The sequence below is a fragment of the Cryobacterium sp. TMT3-29-2 genome (assembly GCF_004564305.1).
Taxonomy (GTDB): Bacteria; Actinomycetota; Actinomycetes; order Actinomycetales; family Microbacteriaceae; genus Cryobacterium; species Cryobacterium sinapicolor.
Genome location: NZ_SOGK01000113.1, coordinates 22,815 through 41,560 on the forward strand (window position 1 = coordinate 22,815; position 18,746 = coordinate 41,560).

The 18,746-nt window shown below is 69.1% G+C and carries 13 protein-coding genes; 8 read left to right on the plus strand and 5 right to left on the minus strand.

Annotation, left to right across the window (positions count from 1 at the left end; translation table 11 throughout):
* The first annotated feature begins 60 nt into the window (after positions 1-60).
* Positions 61-1,020, plus strand: a complete 960-nt coding sequence (locus E3O67_RS12700) for a Pvc16 family protein (protein ID WP_135102855.1) — start codon at positions 61-63, stop codon at positions 1,018-1,020.
* A gap of 81 nt (positions 1,021-1,101) precedes the next feature.
* A complete protein-coding gene (locus E3O67_RS12705; protein ID WP_134427655.1) occupies positions 1,102-1,392 on the plus strand; it encodes a hypothetical protein in 291 nt (96 codons plus the stop codon).
* On the opposite strand, the gene E3O67_RS12710 is transcribed toward E3O67_RS12705, so the two are convergent.
* The gene (locus E3O67_RS12710) at positions 1,364-2,227 is read right to left on the minus strand and encodes a DUF429 domain-containing protein (protein ID WP_135102856.1); all 864 of its coding nucleotides are present in this window, start codon (positions 2,225-2,227) and stop codon (positions 1,364-1,366) included. The two genes, E3O67_RS12705 and E3O67_RS12710, sit on opposite strands and share 29 nt — an antisense overlap.
* A gap of 114 nt (positions 2,228-2,341) precedes the next feature.
* Between E3O67_RS12710 and E3O67_RS12715 the strand changes: the two genes are divergently transcribed.
* Positions 2,342-3,835, plus strand: coding sequence for a sugar porter family MFS transporter (locus E3O67_RS12715; protein WP_134427649.1), 1,494 nt, complete (start codon positions 2,342-2,344; stop codon positions 3,833-3,835).
* On the opposite strand, the gene E3O67_RS17875 is transcribed toward E3O67_RS12715, so the two are convergent.
* Positions 3,801-4,511: an RNase H family protein gene (locus E3O67_RS17875; protein ID WP_135102857.1), complete on the minus strand. Its 711-nt coding sequence runs from the start codon at positions 4,509-4,511 to the stop codon at positions 3,801-3,803. The two genes, E3O67_RS12715 and E3O67_RS17875, sit on opposite strands and share 35 nt — an antisense overlap.
* A 59-nt stretch (positions 4,512-4,570) precedes the next feature.
* Positions 4,571-5,752, minus strand: a complete 1,182-nt coding sequence (locus E3O67_RS12725; protein ID WP_134427643.1) for a MarP family serine protease — start codon at positions 5,750-5,752, stop codon at positions 4,571-4,573.
* Between the two features lie 163 nt (positions 5,753-5,915).
* Here E3O67_RS12725 and E3O67_RS12730 point away from each other — a divergent pair, with 163 nt between their 5' ends.
* Positions 5,916-7,115, plus strand: coding sequence for a DUF4192 domain-containing protein (locus tag E3O67_RS12730; RefSeq protein ID WP_135102858.1), 1,200 nt, complete (start codon positions 5,916-5,918; stop codon positions 7,113-7,115).
* A gap of 53 nt (positions 7,116-7,168) precedes the next feature.
* On the opposite strand, the gene E3O67_RS12735 is transcribed toward E3O67_RS12730, so the two are convergent.
* Together E3O67_RS12735 and E3O67_RS12740 are read right to left on the minus strand one after the other, a co-directional pair.
* Positions 7,169-8,674, minus strand: coding sequence for an aspartate aminotransferase family protein (locus E3O67_RS12735; RefSeq protein WP_135102859.1), 1,506 nt, complete (start codon positions 8,672-8,674; stop codon positions 7,169-7,171).
* 5 nt (positions 8,675-8,679) lie between these two features.
* Positions 8,680-9,162 carry an Lrp/AsnC family transcriptional regulator gene (locus tag E3O67_RS12740; protein ID WP_134427636.1) on the minus strand — a complete coding sequence of 161 codons (483 nt, stop codon included), beginning with the start codon at positions 9,160-9,162 and terminating at the stop codon, positions 8,680-8,682.
* Between the two features lie 164 nt (positions 9,163-9,326).
* Here E3O67_RS12740 and E3O67_RS12745 point away from each other — a divergent pair, with 164 nt between their 5' ends.
* The 4 genes from E3O67_RS12745 to E3O67_RS12760 all read left to right on the plus strand — a co-directional run bounded on the left by E3O67_RS12745 (position 9,327) and on the right by E3O67_RS12760 (position 18,729).
* Entirely contained in the window at positions 9,327-10,400 is a 1,074-nt protein-coding gene (locus E3O67_RS12745; protein WP_135102860.1) for an FHA domain-containing protein, read from the plus strand.
* A gap of 28 nt (positions 10,401-10,428) precedes the next feature.
* Complete coding sequence (locus E3O67_RS12750) at positions 10,429-11,235, plus strand: PP2C family serine/threonine-protein phosphatase (RefSeq protein ID WP_134427632.1); 807 nt, start codon at positions 10,429-10,431, stop codon at positions 11,233-11,235.
* Between the two features lie 118 nt (positions 11,236-11,353).
* Positions 11,354-12,802: a serine/threonine-protein kinase gene (locus E3O67_RS12755; protein WP_134427630.1), complete on the plus strand. Its 1,449-nt coding sequence runs from the start codon at positions 11,354-11,356 to the stop codon at positions 12,800-12,802.
* On the plus strand, positions 12,757-18,729 hold the full coding sequence (locus E3O67_RS12760) for an Ig-like domain-containing protein (RefSeq protein WP_135102861.1): 5,973 nt from the start codon (positions 12,757-12,759) through the stop codon (positions 18,727-18,729). Before E3O67_RS12755 ends, E3O67_RS12760 begins: the two co-directional genes overlap by 46 nt.
* Positions 18,730-18,746 lie beyond the last annotated feature (17 nt).

Here is an 18,746-nt window from a genome sequence, read left to right on the forward strand (position 1 = left end):
CGTCTGCCCACTTTTCGCATCCAGAATCCGCATCCAGAAGTCAGAGAAGCCGGAGTCCCCATGTCGTCGCTCACGAACTATGGCCAGGCCATCGCCTCGACGACCGTCGCGCTCCAACGGCTGCTGACCTCCCCGCCGATCGGGCTGCAGGTCACGGCGTACGCGCTCGGCGCCCCGCGCACCGGTGTCACCGGCCCCTCGATCAACCTGTTCCTCTACTACGACAGCCTGATCAGCTATCGGGAGGAGACCCAGCGGGGGCCCAGCCGCGTGATTGCCGAGCTGCACTACCTGGTCAGCGCCTTCCCCGGCGACGACGTCGACACGGATGCCGGCAGTCACCGCTCCTTCGGCGCGGCACGGGCCGCCATCGAACGCCATCCCGTGCTGAACGTTCCCATCGGCTCGGCGGACAACCTGCAGGTCTGGCTCTCGCCCTCTCCGCTGACCAGCGAGGCGCTCACCTCCCTCTGGGTGGCTTCCGCTGCGCCGCTCCGGCTGTCCTTCGGCGTGATGGCCTCGTTCACCCTGGATGCGGCCGAGCGCACGGCGGTGGTCGGTACCGTGGGTGATGTCGTGACACAGGCCGGGGCCGGCGCGATGGTGGTGTTCACGGGTTCGGATGGCGCGACGAAGGCCAGGGCCGCGGCATCCGTCGCAAGTGAACTGGGTAAGCCCCTCGTGACGGTGCTTCTGGACGAGGTCGTCGGAGCCAGCGTTGCCGACACCGAAGACAATCTCGACCGCATCTTCGAACAGGCGGAACACCGCGGTGCCGTGCTGATGATCGCCGCGTCCGACCCGCTGTTCGGGGTGCGGCCGGAGGTGCTCGACCTCGACGATCCGTATGCCGGGGTGGAGATCGGATCCATCCTCGACCTGCTCGGTCAATCGCCGAGCGTCGTGATCATCGCGTTGACTGATCTGGCCGGGGACGAGCTTGCGGACCGGACCCAGGTCCAAGTGCGCTTTCCGGAGCCTGAGCCGAAGCGGGATTCCGCGTCGGCCACCGGGGACTGAGAACGTCCAGCCCGAACATCAGGCCTGGAACCCGTGCGACCGGTGAACACCCGTTCTGTCGCCCCCGCCTACGCTGACTGGATGCCGTCTTTCCGCCTCACCCTGATCATCGGCGCCCTCCGTCCGGGCGCCGCCCCGGATTCCGTGCTGCCGCACCTGGCGGCCGCCGCCGCCCAGCTGACGACCGTGGAGGCGACCGACCTGGCCGTCGTTGCCGGTTCTCCGCGCGCGATCGTGCGGTTCACGGCGGATGACGCCGCGATGGCCCTGAGGGTGGGCGACCACGTGCTCGCCGCGGCCCGCACCAGCGTGGAGCCGGTGTCGTGGCAGGTGACCGAGCGGATCAAGGCGCGCTGGTACCCGGTGCGGTGACCAGCCGCGCCCCCTCGACGGTTCGGCGCTGCTCCGGCCGGGCCGGCGCGATGATGGTCGGTCGGCGACCGAGCACAGCCACGTCGTCCCGGGCGCCGAGAACCTGGCACCGGTCGGTGCCCCCGTGCCACCAGAGCGAGGCCGTCCAGGCGCAGAGCAGGGCATCGATCAGGTCTTCACGGTGCTTGTAGGGCCGGTCGACCAACGGTGAAGGCTCGGTCACCAGGGCGTCCGAGACGGGATGCGAGCCCAGGTCGAGCGGCGGCGATGCTCGGGTGAGCCGCCAGATCCGCTGGATCAGGTCGTCGCAGACCACGGCCCGCGCCTCCCGGCGTTCGTCCGGGGGGAGGGAGGTGCCCATGCGCTTGTAGCGGGGTCGCTTGTCGAGGTATCCGAACTCCGCCGCGCCCACGAGAGTCGTGTACGGATAGCACTCGAAGAAGCGGGGGGTGGCCGGATCGATGGGCGTGAGGCCGTCGGTGTAGGTCCAGCCGGATGCCTCCAACCGGCGGCGGATCGCCACGCCACCCTGCCACGGGCGGCCGAGGTTCGAGGCGTTCGCCGAGACGTACCAACTGCCGTAGCGACTCCCGGTTTCCCGCTCGCATAGGCGCATGCCGGTGAGGTTGTCCACCACCAGGGGGGCGTCGACCGCCAGCACGGCGCCGGGCTCCCACAGGGAGTCGATCCAGCGCATCACGGCATCCGTACCGCGGGCCCAGCCCGCGTCGATCACCCGCCCGCTCTCGTCGATGCAGGCCAGACCGGACTCCTTGGCCGGTTTCGACGCGCTGCCTTCGGCCCAGGCCAGGTCAACTCCAAGGAACCGCGTCATGGCTCATGGATAGCACAGGCAGGTGACGGGCGCATGCCGCCGCCGATTATCGGCACTCCATGGTCGGGCGTAGGCTCTTTCGAATTGTTCCACAAAGAGTTAGAGGCACTGAAGATGACCCAGACCGATAAACCATCCAACAACGGGAAGGTCGTCGCGCTGGCGGTTGCCGGGGCCTTCGGCGGGTTCCTCTTCGGGTTCGACGCCTCCGTGATCAACGGGGCGGTCAATGCCATTCAGGACGAGTACGCGCTCACGGCGACCCTCACCGGTTTCGCGGTGGCGAGCGCGCTCTTGGGCGCCGCCGCCGGGGCCTACCTGGGTGGCCGGGTCGGTGATCGGTACGGTCGAATCCCGGTGATGCTCCTGGGTTCGATCATGTTCTTCGTCAGTTCGGTCGGTTCCGCCTTCGCCTTCAGCGTCTACGACCTCGTGCTCTGGCGCATTGTCGGTGGTCTCGGCATCGGGCTCGCGTCCGTGGTCGCGCCGGCCTACATCGCCGAGATCTCTCCGCGAGCGATGCGGGGGCGCCTTGGATCGCTCCAGCAGTTGGCCATCACGATCGGTATCTTCTCCGCGCTGCTGTCCGACGCCCTCTTCGCCAACAGCGCCGGAGGAGCCGGTGAGCCGTCCCTGTTCGGCATCGACGCCTGGCGCTGGATGTTCCTGGCCTGCGCTTTCCCCGCTGCCGTGTACTTCGTGATCGCGAAGATCCTGCCGGAATCCCCACGTTTCCTGGTGTTGAAAGACCGTGAGACGGAAGCCCGCGCGGTCTTCACGAGGTTGTGGCCCAACGGCGACGTGGAACGGGAGATCCGCGACATCCGTGCCTCCATCAAGGAGGACGCGCTGGGCCAGCGTGTCGGGTCACTGCGCGGCAAGACCCTCGGTCTGCGCCCGATCGTCTGGGTCGGCATCCTCCTGTCGGTGTTCCAGCAGTTCGTCGGCATCAACGTGATCTTCTTCTACTCGACCACCCTGTGGAAGGCGGTCGGTTTCGAAGAGTCAAGCTCGCTCACCATCTCGGTGCTCACCGGCCTGACCAACATCGCGGTCACCTTTATCGCCATCGCCTTGATCGACCGGGTCGGACGCCGGCCGATCCTGTTGACCGGTTCCATCGGTATGACGCTGTCGCTGGCCACCATGGCGATCGCCTTCAGCCAGGCCGTCACCGTGGACGGTGAGATCGCCCTGCCCGGTGCGTGGGGTGGGATCGCCCTGGTCGCGGCGAACGTCTTCGTGGTCTTCTTCGGCGCCTCGTGGGGCCCCGTCGTCTGGGTGCTGCTCGGCGAGATGTTCCCGAACACCATCCGGGTGAAGGCGCTCGGTGTCGCAGCAGCGGCCCAGTGGATCGCGAATTTCCTGATCGCCGTCACATTCCCGTCGATGGCAGCCGTCTCGCTGCCGTTGACCTACGGTGTTTACGCTCTGTTCGCGGCGCTGTCGTTCGTCTTCGTACTGACCAAGATTCCGGAGACCAACGGAATGTCCCTGGACGAGGCGAGCACCCTGCTGCCGCCGAGGAACTCGGCAAAGATCGCGGCCAGGACCGCGTCGAAGCAGGACGAGGTCAGATCAGGCCGCGAAGCAGCTCTTCGACGGTGACACCGAGCCGGGCGGCGCGCCCGGTCAGCCGGGCGTGTTCGTCGGGGGAGAGCTCGAGAGCCACGGTGTGGGATTCGGCCGGCTCGTCGAACGCGAACAGTTCCGGATGCGCGGGGCCGGCCGGGCGCGTGCGGGCGGCGGGAGGCACCGTGACGGCCCGTGCCTTCGTGGCCGGAGTCGGCGCGGGGCGGCGGGGCGTCGGGGTATCGCCCTCCCGCACCCAGCCGGGGCCGGCGTTGATCGGCGCGTTCCGCTGGAACGCATCCGACACGGCTCGCGCCCGACTGTCCGCGGCCTCGTTGAGCGGGTGGTTCGCGTGGCCCTTGACCCATTCGAACCGGTAGCGGCGCCCGGCCAGGGCCTCGTCGAGCTCCTGGAGCAGGTCCAGGTTCATCACGGGCTTGCCATCCGCCTTGCGCCAGCCCTTGGCCTTCCAGCCGCGCATCCACTTGGTGACGGAGTTGATCACGTACTGGCTGTCGCACAGCACGAGCAGGTCGTCGTCGAGGTGGGCGGTGGCCCGGAAGAGTTCGAGCACGGCCTTCAACTCGCCCTGGTTGTTCGTGGCGTGCTTCCAGCCGCCGGCGGCCCAGCAGGAATCGTTGACGAACCAGGCCCATCCGGCGGGGCCGGGGTTGCCCAGAGCCGAACCGTCGGCGGCGGCGATGATCGTCATGCAGTGGGCCTTTCCTGGGGTCCCGCTGGTTCAGGACCTGTCTAGTCTGCCATCGAGGGCTAGCCGCTGATGCAGGCGCCGGACGAGACCGGGGCGCCGAGTGCGGCTGCCTGCTCGACGACGGGATCGACCTCCTCCATCGCGAGGGCGTAACCGAGGTTCTCGGTGATGGTCGACTTCGCGAAGATGACGCCCGTCACGAGGCCGGCCTCGCTGAGCAGCGGCCCACCCGATTCGCCGTGGTCCACATCGGCGGCGAGTGTGTAGATCTGCCGGGAGGACGGGTCCTGCCCGTAGATGTCGGCCACCAGGGCTGGGGCCACGGCAACGACCTCGGCCGGCGCTGATTCGAACGGCCCGCCGAAGGGATAGCCGCTGCTCACCGCGAGGCTGCCCGGCGCGAGATTGTCGCCGAGCGAGAGCGGGGGTGCCTCGAGTCCTGACACCGCGATCACGGCGAGGTCCACGACCGGATCGAAGTAGACGACCTGACCCGAGCGGGAACTGCCGCCGGGAGTGACGACGACGGGCTCGGAGACCCCGGCCACGACATGGGCGTTGGTGAGGACCCGCTCCGGTGCGATGACGAATCCGCTGCCGGACTGGTTCTGCCCGCAGGAGTAGGCGGTGCCGCTGATTCTCAGCACCGACGAGCTCGCCGCGCGCAGGGCGTCGCTGTCGGTGCCCACGTTCGGAACGACCGGAGCCTCGCCGTTGAACGCCTCCACGACGCGAGGGATGCCCTCGGTCACCACGATGGAGCGTAGCTGGGCCAGGAAACTCTTCACCTGGTCCGGGGTCAGGGAATCGATCGAACGGATCACGCTTGAGGAGCTCACCGCCGACGACACCACGGGGACCCCGAGGGAGCCGATACTGAAGGCGATCATCGAGGCCACGAGGGCGGACACCGCGACGGCGGCGCCGGCGCCGAGCACGCGGTCGATGACCCGGAGCCCGTTGCGGGTGCCCTGAGGCGTCAGCATTCCGCCGATGGAGCGGCCGAGGGAGAGGCCGCCGATCAGTAGAACAGCGGCGGCGGCGAGGGACGCGGCCGTGCGCCACTCCGCGGCGGGAACCCAGGTGCCCACGAGCGGCACCAGGAAGTAGGCGGCGACCGCTCCCGCCGCGAGTCCGGCGATTCCGGCGATGCTGCCGATGAGGCCGCTGCGGTAACCGGAGATGAGGTAGCCGAAGAGCACGATCAGCAGCACCACATCCAACACAGTTGAGAATGCCATCCGTGAACCTCGTTCTGTCGTCGGTGTCGTGCGCTCGCCCACCGGCCGCATCCGTCTGAACCCAGCGTACGTGGCCGGTCCTCCCCAGAATGTGAATCCGCCGAGTCGTGCACCGACCTGGACCGGATCGGGAGGTGGCGGCGGCTCCGGCGAGGGTGGAGCCATGAACAGGACAATCGTCAAGACCAGGGAAGCGCACGACTTCCTCGCGCTCGTGCCGCAGCTCGCCGGGTTCCAGCCCGAGCAGAGCCTGGTGCTCGTCGCCTTCCGCGGCAACCGCACCTGCGGGGCGATGCGGTTCAACCTGCCCGACCGGACGGTGCCGGAGAAGGTGCTGAAGCGCATCGCCACCACACTCGTGGGAACCATCTGCAAGATCCCGGGTGTCGACGCGCTGGTCCCCGTGATCTACACCGACGAGCCCATCGCTGCCGTCACCGGACTACCGCAGGAACGCTTCGTGGAGGTGCTCTGCGCTCGGGCCAGGCTCTCCGGTTTCCTGCTGCGCGACGCACTGTGCGTGGCCGACGACGGCTGGGGCTCGTACTTCGATCCGGACTGCCCGGCCGGCGGGCATCCGCTGAGTGCGATCGCCTCCTCCGAGGTGCACCGGGACATCCCCGACGCGGTTCGCCGTGACATCGCGACGCTTTCGAGCCGCGCGGACCTTCCCACGGTCGACCCGTCGATGCGGGAGCGGCTCGGCCGCCGGTTGGCGCGCTATCACCGGCTCGGCGCCGAGGCCGGCACGATGTCGGAGCTGCTCGAGCTGGCCGGCGACATCCTGGACCCGGTGGTGGCCGCGGAGACCGCGCTCGGCTTCGACCCGCAGAACCTGGGGCTCGACGACGCGGCAGCGCTGCTGTTCCTGGTGCAGGGGCCGGCCTGCCGGGACCAGATGATGTTGCAGTTCGCCTTCGGCGAGGAGGTCGGCCGCAACACGCACTGCCTCAACCTGCGGTACGCCATCCTGCAGCGAGCCACGGGCCGCAGCGTCGACGACATCATCGGCGAAGAGCGGGCCGCAGGCGTCGACAGTCCGCATTCCCAGGTCACGAGCGACCTCATGCTCGGCCTCGGCCGGGAGCGCCCCGACCCCGTGCGGATCGAACAGGCGATCCGGCTGTTCAAGGTTCTGGTCGCCCTGGCTCCGCGGAAGGCCAGGCCGGCGCCGCTGTGCATGCTGGCGTGGTTGTCATGGGCGATGGGGCGCGGATCGGTCGCCGGCATCTTCGTCGACCAGGCACTCGCCATCGACCGGCACTACGGCATGGCCGAACTGCTCAACGCCGTTTTCGGTTCGGGGCACCTGCCCGACTGGGCGTTCGCGGTCCCGCCGGACGACGAGACCGCGGACGCCTGAGCCGGATGCCGCTGACCGGCATCGGGCTCAGGCATCCGGTTGCCCGGATGTGGCTACAGGTACTTGGGCGCCTCCGACAGCACGCCGTGCAGGATGTCGCCGATCTCGCTGAATTCGGCTGGGCCGATCGTCAGCGGGGGAGCGAGCTGCACCACGGGGTCGCCGCGGTCGTCGGCGCGGCAGTACAGACCGGCCTCGAACAGTGCTTTGGAGAGATACCCGCGCAGAAGGCGCTCGGACTCGGCGTCGTTGAAGGTCTCCTTAGTGCCCTTGTCCTTCACCAGCTCGATTCCGAAGAAGTAGCCCTCACCGCGCACGTCGCCGACGATCGGCAGAGCGAGCAGCTTCTCCAGCTCGGCCCGGAACAACGGCGAGTTCTCGCGCACGTTCTCGTTGAGCTTCTCCTCTTCGAAGATGTCGAGGTTGGCCATGGCCACGGCCGCGGAGACCGGGTGGCCGCCGAAGGTGTAGCCGTGATAGAAGGTGGTGTCACCGTGTTTGAACGGTTCGTAGATGCGGTCGCTGATGATGGTGGCGCCGATTGGGGAGTAGCCGCTGGTCATGCCCTTCGCGCAGGTGATCATGTCCGGTTCGATCCCGAAGGTCGTCGACGCGAACATGTTGCCGATGCGTCCGAATGCGGTGATGACCTCGTCGGCGACGAGCAGCACGTCGTACTGGTCGCAGATCTCGCGCACGCGCTTGAAGTAGCCGGGGGGCGGCGGGAAACAGCCGCCGGAGTTCTGCACGGGCTCCAGGAACACCGCGGCCACGGTTTCGGGGCCCTCGAACTGGATCATTTCCTCGATCCGGTTGGCGGCCCACAGGCCGAACTTCTCCACGTCGTCGCCGAGCCCGGAGCCCATCTCGTCGGCGCGGTAGAAGTTCGTGTTCGGCACGCGGAACCCACCCGGGGTGACCGGTTCGAACATCTCCTTCATGGCCGGGATGCCCGTGATGGCCAGGGCGCCCTGCGGGGTGCCGTGGTAGGCCACGTTGCGGGAGATGACCTTGTGCTTGGTGGGGCGGCCCTGCAGCTTCCAGTAGTACTTGGCCAGCTTGAAGGCGGTCTCCACGGCCTCGCCGCCGCCGGTCGAGTAGAAGACCCGGTTGAGGTCGCCGGGCGCGTTGGCCGCCAGCCGGTCGGCCAGCTCGATGGCGCTCGGGTGGGCGTAGGACCAGATCGGGAAGAACGCGAGTTCCTCGGCCTGCTTCGCCGCCACCTGGGCGAGCCGCTTGCGGCCGTGACCGGCGTTGACTGTGAACAGCCCACTGAGGCCGTCGATGTATTTCCTGCCGTTGGAGTCCCAGATGTGGTGGCCGAGACCCTTGGTGATGATCGGCACGCCATGGCCGGATTCGAGCACGGACTGGCGCGAGAAGTGCATCCAGAGGTGGTCTTTGGCCTTCTGCTGCAGGGTGGCGTTCTCGGTATCCGTGTAGACGCGGGGTGCGGGCGTGGCGTCGGCCGTGGCGTCGGCCGTGGAGTCGACGACTGCGTCGGCGTTGACTGTGGTCTTCGTCGCCGCGGAGTGCGTGGTGGGTGCTGTGGTTGTCATGTTATTTACCGTGTTCCCCAGTTGTAGAGCTGCTTGTGGAGTTTGAGATAGACGAAGGTCTCGGTGGAGCTGACGCCCTCGAGACCGCGGATCTGAGTGTTCAAAAGATCGATCAGTTCGTCGTCGTCCTCGCAGACGACTTCGACCAGCAGGTCGAAGGAGCCGGCCGTCAGAACGACGTAGTCGACGGCCGGGATCGCTGCCAGCTGGTCCGCGAGCAGCCGGGTGTCCCCGGTCGCACGGATGCCGATCATGGCCTGGCGGTAGAATCCGAGCTGCATCGGATCGGTGACGGCGACGACCTGCATGACACCGGCGTCCGTCAGCTTCTGCACGCGTTGGCGTACAGCGGCCTCGCTCAGGCCCACCGCCTTGCCGATCTCGGCATACGAGCGGCGGCCATCGGTCTGGAGTTGCTCAATGATCTTCTTCGAGACATCATCCAGTGGTGCCGGCTTGCCCGCAGAATTGCGCCCGTTTACGCTCATCCAGCGAGTATGCCAGCGCGAGTGCCCTCAGGCAAGCGATTCCGAAGCAATTCAGGTCGAATGCAACGGAATCAACGGAAGATTGCCTGGTTCAGGCTCGGTTCCCGCCGCTAGGATGAACCGTCGGCGAGCTTTCGCCAACGCAACGGAAAGGCACCAGTCCCGTGGGGCGTGTCGGATTTGTCACCGGTCCCGGCACCGAAGCCGCCTGGACCTTCGTCGTGGGCCGCGGCTTCATCGCCGCGATGCCCGTCGGCACCCCGTCGGGCGTCATCCTGACCCTGGCCGCGCTCGTCACGGAACCCCATGTCGAAGCCGAGGACCTGGTCGCCCTGCTGCCGCTCGGCGGCGAGCACGCCGTCGAGAACTTCGCGGTGATCGTGCAGCGCGCTCCCACGGACGAGGACGGCATTCCCGTCTCCGTGATCGTTCGCGGCGAGGTCGCGGTCGACGTGTACTCGGTCGGCGGGTCGCGTCGTTTCTCGGCCGGCGGCATCCGCCCCTGGCTTCTGGCGGACTTCCGGGCCGTGATCGGGTTCACGGTGGGGTCCACCGGGCGGCCCGTGGCATCCGCGCGCGCCCGTGACTCCGGCCGGCCCTTCGGACTCGGCTCCGTGTTCGCGAACACCCTGTCCTGGTCGCTGGCGGAGCATGGGCAATCCGAGTCGACTCCGGCCGATGCCGCACTCACGTATGGCGCGTTCGCCGACGATGCCACGATCGTGCGCGCCGGCGCTCCCGGCGCGACCGGCAGCGCGGCCGACGAGGACACCGTTCTCGGCCCGGTCGGGACCGACACACTGATCCCCGGCGGCCGGGCTGCTCCCGGGCACGTTGTTCGCGGCCCCTCGGCGGGCGAAGGGGTTCGCGCCGCCGAGCCCCGTTTCGCACTCCGGCTGCCGGACGGGGAGCAGATTCCGTTGGACCTCCCGTGCCGCCTCGGGCGCCGGCCGCGCCAGACGCGGATCGCCGCCGCCACACCGGCGCGGCTGATCGAGGTTGCCTCGCCGACCTCCGCCGTCTCCGGCACTCACGTGGAAATACGACAGGAGGGCGGCTCCGTCGTCGTCACCGACCTCGGTTCCACGAACGGCACCGTGGTGGCTCCGCCACGCGGTCGCAGGCAACGACTTCGCTCCGGCCAATCGCTGACGGTGCTGCCCGGTACAACGGTGCACATAGGGGACGGTAATATCATCGAGATCCTCCCCGCACCCGGCATGATGCCCGGTCAGTAAGCGCACGGCAATTTCGGAAGGCACAACCGTGACCCAAATTGGTCAAGGCTCAACCGGTTCCACAGTCGTACTCCCATCGGTGCAGAAATCCGTGACGCTGGCCTGGGCAGCCCTCACCGACACCGGACATCGCCGCCAGATCAACGAGGACAGCCTCGTCGCCGAGATCCCCGTCTTCGCGGTCGCCGACGGCATGGGCGGTCACTCCGCCGGCGACGTCGCCAGTGCGGCCGTCGTCACCCGGCTGGCCGAACTAGCCGGCACGGACCACCTCGAAGCGGAGGCGATCAATGACGCGCTCAGCCGCTCGGTCGTCGACATGGCCTCGGGCGAGGGTGTGACCGACCTCGGCACCGGGACGACCGTCACCGGCGCCGCACTGGCCGTCGTCTCCGGTGTGCCGCAGTGGATCGTGTTCAACATCGGCGACTCCCGCGTCTACCAGCTCACCTCGGGAGTGCTGGAACAGGTCACCACCGACCACTCCGTCGTGCAGGAACTCGTGGACGCGGGCCGGATCACCCGCGACGAGGCGGATGTGCACCCGCACGGCAATATCGTGACCCGCGCCGTCGGATTCCACGAACCGCCCGTGCCCGACTATCGCATCCGTCCCCTGCAGGCCGGGATGCGGCTCCTGATCTGCTCCGACGGCCTGACGAAGGAGCTGACGGCGTACGGCATCCGTCATTTCCTGATTTCCAACCCGCGGGCGGATGACGCGGCGTCGGCGCTCGTGGAAGCCGCGCTCGACAACGGTGGTCGCGACAACGTCACGGTGATCGTGCTCGATGTGCTCGCCGTGGACGACGTCGTACCCCCAGAGTTGGGGTAGTTTTCCACCTCCCGCGTGGCAGGCAGACGCCTAAAATTAGGGGGCGCCTGTCGAGTCACCCGGTCGATTCGCGCACGTTCACGCACGATACGCACTGACCAGCACACCGGGAGGCGATATGGCACGGCGCTTGCCCTCCACGCCGCCGAACCTGCCGGGATACTCCTATCTCCGGCCGCTCGGCTCCGGCGGCTTCGCCGATGTGTTCCTCTACGAGCAGAACATGCCCAGGCGTCAGGTCGCGGTCAAGGTACTCCTGTCCGAGATCGTCAACGACCACGTGCGCCAGTTATTCCAGGCCGAGGCCAATCTGATGGCCCAGCTGAGCTCGCATCCGTCGATCCTCACGGTCTTCCAGGCGAGCGTCTCCGCGGACGGGCGACCGTATCTGGTCATGGAGTACTGCTCCTCGACCCTGAGCCAGCGCTACCGTTCCGAACCGCTCTCCGTGCCGGAAACCCTGCGGATCGGTGTGAAGATCGCCAGCGCCGTCGAGACCGCGCACCGGTCCGGGGTGCTGCACCGGGACCTCAAGCCGTCCAACATCCTGTTCACCGCGTATGGGCACCCGGTGTTGTCCGACTTCGGGATCGCCGCCACCCTCGGCGAGGCCGAGCGGAGCGACGCCATCGGGCTCTCCGTGCCGTGGTCGGCTCCCGAGGTGCTGCTGGGCAACATCTCCGGGTCGATCGCCTCGGAGGTGTGGTCGCTCGGCGCCACTCTCTACTCGCTTCTGGCCGGCAGGTCCCCGTTCGAAGTGGCCGGAACCGAGAACGGTTCGGCCCAGATGATGGCCCGCATCAACAAGGCGCGCATCCCGCCGCTCAACCGCGCCGACGTGCCGGCCCGGCTCTCCGCCATTCTGAATCGTTCGATGTCGAGGCGACCGGAACTGCGGCAGCAGAGCGTGCTGGAACTCATCCGAGAACTCCAGTCCGTCGAGGCCGAACTCGGCCTCGCTCAGACTCCCCTCGAGGTGGAGCAGGACGGCTGGGCCGTGGCCGCGCTGGCCGATCAGGACGATCAGACCCGGATCACGGGCATCAACTCCGTCGACGCCTACACCGGCCGCCGCCGCCGGAAGGCGCCGGCCGTCGGCGTCGGCGCACGCCGGGCGACCCCGGTCCAGAGCACCGGGCAGCTGACCGGACCGCACGGGGACACCGTGACCACCCGGCCCAGGAAGCAGCGGCGCACGCTCACGGTTTGGGGACTCATCTCCGCGGCCGTGATCATCGTGGGGCTCGCGACCACGGCGGCGATGGTGCTGGTGAACCAGAGGGGCTCCGACATCCCCCTGGTCAGCGATGTGGACGGTGAACTCCGCTCCGGAACCGTCGTGTTCGACTGGGCCGACCCCGGAATCCGGGACGGTGACAACTTCGTGGTGACCCTGCGGAACGGTGCCAGCAGCATCCAGCGGGGAACGGAATTCCGGGTCGACCCGCAGGGCGAGCCGAGGGTGTGTGCGACCGTCACGGTCAACCGGGACGGCAAGACCGGCGCTCCGAGCGGGGAAAAATGCGTCGACACCTCCGTTCCTGGCGCGTCCGGCGGCACCAGGTGATCCGTCGCTGGCTCGCCGGCCACCGGTCGCTCTTCATCACCGCGCTCAGCGGCACCGTGGTCCTGGCCGTCATCTCCACCGTGGCCATCGTCTCCGGCGGGTACACCGCGCAACGCCTCGACCTTGGGGATGCGGCCGTTTGGGTGACGAACGAGGCCCGCCAGGCGGTCGGGCGAGCCAACACAGCCGTCTTCGAACTCAACACAGTCGTCAACGCCGGGAGCAGCAGCCTCGACGTGGTGCAACAGGGAGCGACAGTGCTGGTGCTCGATCGCGGCAACAGCGCCCTCGACATCCTCGACCCCGCGACCGCGGAGGTGGCCGACAGCGTGGCCCTGCCGCCGGAGGCCGCCTCGGTCTTCCTGGCCGGCGACCGCGCGGTGATCACCGCGAACGGAGATGTCTGGACTGTGGCCGCGAGCCGGCTCTCCGAGTTCGACAGCACCGCCGAACCGACGTTGGCATTCGGCGCCGGCTCCGTGATCAGCCTCGATCCGGCCGGGGTGCTGTATGCCTTCACGCCGGCGACGGGGGAACTCGCTCGGGTCGACCTGCTCACTGCAGACACCATCACCAGCACGGTCACTCTCACGGCCGGCGAAGCGGATGACCGTTACCAGCTGACCAGCGTCGACGGCCGGTGGGCGCTGCTCAACGCGACGACCCGGCGACTGTTCCAGGCGGAGGGAACCGAAGACCTGTCCGGGAGCATCCGTGCCGGGGATGAGCCGGTCCTGTCGGAGCCGAGCGTGACGGGCGACCGCGTTCTCGTCGCCCACCGGGAGGGACTCATCGCGGTGCCCGGTACCGGCGGACGCCTGACACCGCTGGTCACGGGGCGGAGCGGGGACGCCGCCGTGCCGGTGCAGGACGCCTCCTGCGCCCACGCCGCCTGGTCGGACGGAACCGTCTGGCGCGACTGCGGAACGGTCGCTACGGCCGATACGGCTGGCGGCGACGGAACCGTCGAAGCCACCGCCACGCTGTCCGGCGTCGCCGGAGACGCCCGGCTCGCCTTCCGGCGGAACGGAACCGGACTCGTTCTCAACGACGCCCGCAACGGCGCGGCCTGGGCGGTGCAGCAGGGCAACGAACTGATCGACAACTGGGCCGACCTGATCGACACCGACCCGGACCAGCAGCAGGTCGAGCAGACCGCGGACGACGTCGAACCGGAGTACGAAAAGTCGCAGCTGCCACCCGTGGCCGTCGACGACTCCTTCGGCGGCCGGCCCGGACGCACGGTCACCCTGCCGGTGCTGCTGAACGACTTCGACCCCAACGGTGACGTACTCGTGATCTCGGCGCTCACCCCCGTGCCCGAGTCGGCCGGGCGGCTCGAGCTCGTGGCGGACACCCAGCAGGTGCAGCTGACCCTCACGCCGGAGGCAGCCGGGACCCTCAGCTTCGACTACACCATCGACGACGGGCGCGGCGGGACGGCCTCGGCCACGGTCACGGTCACGGTGCGCGCTCCCGAAGAGAACGCCGCGCCCGTGCAGGCCCGCACGACGAACACCACGGTGCGCGCCGGTGGGCGGGTGACCACGGCGGTGCTCGGTGACTGGGTCGACCCGGACGGCGACCCGTTCTACCTCGCGGCGGCGACCGCGCCGGCACCGGACCAGGTCAGCTTCACGCCGGCCGGGTCCGTCGTCTACACGGATGCCGGGGCGGGCGGAGGCGCGAAAACGGTGGGCCTGACCGTCTCCGACGGCCGTTTGGGTGGAGCCGGAACGCTCTCGGTGATGGTTCGGCCCAGCGGGTCGGTGCCCATCGTCGCGGAGGCGTTCGTGGTGCTTGCGACCGCCGGCAGCGAGGTGACCGTGTCGCCGCTCGAGCATGTGCGCGGCGGTTCGGCGCCGCTGCGCCTGAGCAGCGTGCCGGCCAAACCCGAGGTGAGCATCACGGCGGACTTCGACGCCGGCACCTTTCGGTTGCAGAGCGGCGTGGTGGGCGTGCACGAGATCGAGTACGCGGTGACGGATGGCGAAATTACCGCCACCGGACGCATCCGCGTCAATGTGATGGCTGCGCCCGACGCCAGTACCGCCCCCGTCACCGTGCCGCACACCGCCTTTATCCGCGGTCAGCAGGCCACCCTCGTGGACGTGCTCGCCACGGACTCCGATCCGGCCGGCGGGGTGCTGCTGGTGACGGGCATCACGGATGTCCCCGCCGACAGCGGGCTGCGCATCGAGATCCTCGACCAACGCATCCTGCGCGTCACCCTGACCAAACCGCTCGAGGGCGGCACGGCCGTGTTCGGCTACCGGGTCAGCAACGGCCTCGCGGACGCCGCGGGCACGGTCACCGTGATCGAGATCCCGCCGCCGGCGCAGAAGCAGGCCCCGATCGCCGTGCCGGACTCCATCTCCGTGCGGGTCGGCGACGCCATCGACATTCCCGTGCTCGCCAACGACGAGCACCCCGATGGCGACACTCTCACCCTGGCGCCGGCGCTCGCGACCGAGCTCCCTGCCGGCGGTGGGCTGCTCTTCGTCTCGGGCTCCGTGCTGCGGTTCCTGGCGCCGGACACGGCCGGCAACGTCACCGCCGTCTATCGGGTGAACGCCCCGGACGGCCAGTTCGCGAACGCCGAGGTCAGCATCGCGGTGCGGGAAGCGGATCCGACCTCGAACAGCGCTCCCGTGCCCAAGACGGTGACGGCCCGCGTGCTCGCCGGTGACACGGTGAGCATCCCGATCCCGCTGTCCGGCATCGACCCCGACGGCGACTCCGTGCAGCTGGTCGGCCAGGAGACCAGCCCGGAGAAGGGGTCGGTCACGGTCACCGGCGTCGACTCTCTCGACTACACGGCTGGGGAGTACTCGGCCGGCACGGACACGTTCAGCTACTCGGTGGTCGACGCGCTCGGGGCCCGGGCCGTCGGCACCGTGCGGGTGGGCATCAGCCCGCGCCTCGACGGCGCCCGCAATCCGGTCGCAGCTCCGGACGAGGTCGTCGTGCGCCCCGGCAGCACGGTCGCCGTGCGGGTGCTCGGCAATGACTCCGACCCCGACGGCGGAACCCTGAGTATCAGCGGCGTGGAAGCGAGCGGCGGGGCCGGCTCCGGCACCGCCGTCGTCGACGGCGACACCGTTGCCGTGACCGCACCGATGACAGAGGGGCGTTACGGCTTCATCTACGAGATCCAGAACGTGCGGGGCGGCACGAGTTCCACCTTCCTCACGGTCGTGGTGAGGTCGGACGCCCCGCACTCACGGCCGGACGCCCGCGACACCCACGTCGCGCTGTCCGATGTGCTCGAGGCCCGCACCGTCGACGTCGACGTGCTGGCCAACGTCTTCTTCGCGGAAGGACCGGCCGCGCAACTGGCCCTGAGCGTCCCCGACCGTTTCTCGGGAGTGGCCGAAGTGACGCCGGCCGGGCGCATCCGGGTCACGGTGGGCTCAACCAGCCAGATCATCCCGTTCGCGGTGGCGCACCCGGAGGACACGAGCATCGTGTCCTACGCGCTCATCTGGGTTCCCGGAACCGACGACGCCCTGCCCCAGCTGCGCCGCGGCGTCAAGCCGCTGACGGTGCAGAGCGAGGCGCTGCTCGACATCGACATCAACGACTACGTCGTCGCCGTCGCCGGAAAGACGGTGCGGCTCACCGACCGCAGCCTCGTGCAGGCCACCCACTCCGACGGGGCCGACCTGGTGCGCAGCGACACAGGCCTCGCGTTCACGAGCACCGACAAGTACTTCGGGCCGGCGTCGATCTCGTTCGAGGTGACCGACGGGTCGGGACCCAACGATCCGGACGGGCGCACGGCGACCATCGTCCTGCCCATCGAGGTCACGCCCCGCGAGAACCAGCCGCCCGGTTTCGGCGGTGCCGTGCTCGACTTCGAGCCCGACCAGGAGAAGGTCATCGACCTGACCCGGCTTACCAGCTACCCCTATCCGAACGACCAGGCCGAGCTGGCCTACGCCGTGCTCGACCCGCTGCCGACCGGTTTCAGCTATAGGCTCGACGGCCAGAAACTCACCCTGCGCGCCACCGAGTCCACCCCGAAGGGCGCCCGGAGCACGATCACCATCGGTGTGCGCGACGGCGTCCAGGAGGGCAGGGCAGGCCGGATCGACCTGCGCGTGGTCGCATCCACGCGGCCCGTTGCCATCCCCGTGACGGATGCAGCGGTCGCTCCCCGCGGGCGCACGACCGTCGTCGACGTACTCGCGAACGACGGCGCCACCAATCCGTTCCCGTCCGTGCCGTTGCGCGTGCTCGCGGTGCGGGGCCTGGACGGCGGCGCCGTTCCGGCCGGAGTCAGCATCACGCCCAGCACGGACCGAAGCCGGCTGTCGGTCCGGGTCGCCGCGGACGCCGCGCCGACCGACCTGACTCTGCAATACCAGGTGGCCGACGCGACCAACGACCCGGGCCGCTATGCCTGGGGCACTGTGCGTGTTTCGGTGCAGGACAAGCCCGATCCGGTGTCCAGCCTGCGCGTCACCGGCTTCGCCGACCGCAGCCTCGCCGTCTCCTTCAACGCCGGGGCCTTCAACAACTCGGCGATCACCGGGTATCAGATCTCCCTGCTCGACGCCGGCTCCGGGGCCGTTCTGTCCACGTCGCTCTGCTCGGCCACCTCCTGCCAGGTCGCGACGCCCGGCAACGGCCAGGGCAATGCGCTGCGGGTGTCGGTCGCCGCGCAGAATGGGATCGGCCTGTCCGCGGCGACAGTGCTCTCCGATCGGGTCTGGTCCGACTCGGTGCCGCCCGCGCCGACCGGGCTGGTCGCGGAACCCCTCGACGGCGGCCTGCGGCTGCGCTGGAACACCGTTGCCCCGGTCGGCGGTGGAACGGCGATGCGCGGTTATCTGGTGACCAGCAACGGCGCCGTCCAAGAGGAAGTCAGCGCCTCCGGGCCGAGTTGCCGGGCCGGCACCTGCACCGTCGACCTGACGGGTCTCGTCAACGGCGTCAACACCCCGTTCACTGTGAGCGCCCGCAACGACGCCTACCCGGCACTGGCCGGCTGGAACAGTGCGGCCGGCAGCGCGACGCCGTTCGGCCCGGCTCGCGCCGGCACGGTCGCGGCGAGCTCGGCCGACGCCGCCGGAGCGGTGACCGTGACGTGGGACGGGTTCGACGGTCGAGGGGACCCCATCGGCGGCTACTTCGTGCAGCGGCTGAGTACGGACCAGATTCCCAGGGGCGCGCAGTCGTGCACGGTCTCCGCGTCGGGGGAGCTCCAGGCGCCGACCGAGGGCGGAATCGTCGCCGAACAGCGGATGCTGGCCGGAGACGTGACCAGCGCCGTGTTCGACAGCCTCCTCGCCGATAACGGCCGGTACTACTTCGTTGTCTGGGGCTACAACCGGGCCGGCTGCGCCCCGACGGCCGTGGCGAGTGTGCTCGTGCGGCCGGCGCCGGGGCCGGTCACCGACGTGCAGAGCCGCATGGCCGTGCGGGGCGATGCCTGGGATCTGCGCGTCGACGGGATCAGCCCGAGCGCGGGCATCCGGGACTACCGACTGCGCGCGGTCGACGGCTCCGGCAACGTCGTTCCGGAATCGGAGGTCGTCTTCGGTGGGGCGGGCTGGCCGCGTGAACTGCTGGGGCTCCCGTTCGGCGCGGTCGTGCGCTATCAGGTTTCGGCCTGTACCGGCTGGGGATCCTGCGGGCCGTGGTCGGGCACGGTGGCCGCGCCCGAGGCATCCGTTAGATTCACTGTGACCGGGCTCGCGTACGACCCCGCCACCGGAATCATCAGCTGGACAAACGGGCCGGAGAACAACGGCCTCCCTGCCGCCTACAGGTGCTCGGTGCCCGGCGACGCCGCGGTGGCCCCGCGGGACGCCGACTCCCCGAACACCTGCAGATTCGGCACCGACGTGCCGCCTCCGGCGGCCGGCACCGTGCGCCTGACGGTGACCGTGAATAATCAGAGCTACACCTATGCACCATGAACTACACGAAAGTGATC

Excerpts from the sequence above, each read along its gene's own strand:
- E3O67_RS12700 (WP_135102855.1), top strand. The coding sequence starts at position 61 with ATGTCGTCGCTCACGAACTATGGCCAGGCCATCGCCTCGACGACCGTC.
- E3O67_RS12705 (WP_134427655.1), top strand. The coding sequence starts at position 1,102 with ATGCCGTCTTTCCGCCTCACCCTGATCATCGGCGCCCTCCGTCCGGGC.
- E3O67_RS12710 (WP_135102856.1), bottom strand. The coding sequence starts at position 2,227 with ATGACGCGGTTCCTTGGAGTTGACCTGGCCTGGGCCGAAGGCAGCGCG.
- E3O67_RS12715 (WP_134427649.1), top strand. The coding sequence starts at position 2,342 with ATGACCCAGACCGATAAACCATCCAACAACGGGAAGGTCGTCGCGCTG.
- E3O67_RS17875 (WP_135102857.1), bottom strand. The coding sequence starts at position 4,511 with ATGACGATCATCGCCGCCGCCGACGGTTCGGCTCTGGGCAACCCCGGC.
- E3O67_RS12725 (WP_134427643.1), bottom strand. The coding sequence starts at position 5,752 with ATGGCATTCTCAACTGTGTTGGATGTGGTGCTGCTGATCGTGCTCTTC.
- E3O67_RS12730 (WP_135102858.1), top strand. The coding sequence starts at position 5,916 with ATGAACAGGACAATCGTCAAGACCAGGGAAGCGCACGACTTCCTCGCG.
- E3O67_RS12735 (WP_135102859.1), bottom strand. The coding sequence starts at position 8,674 with ATGACAACCACAGCACCCACCACGCACTCCGCGGCGACGAAGACCACA.
- E3O67_RS12740 (WP_134427636.1), bottom strand. The coding sequence starts at position 9,162 with ATGAGCGTAAACGGGCGCAATTCTGCGGGCAAGCCGGCACCACTGGAT.
- E3O67_RS12755 (WP_134427630.1), top strand. The coding sequence starts at position 11,354 with ATGGCACGGCGCTTGCCCTCCACGCCGCCGAACCTGCCGGGATACTCC.
- E3O67_RS12760 (WP_135102861.1), top strand. The coding sequence starts at position 12,757 with ATGCGTCGACACCTCCGTTCCTGGCGCGTCCGGCGGCACCAGGTGATC.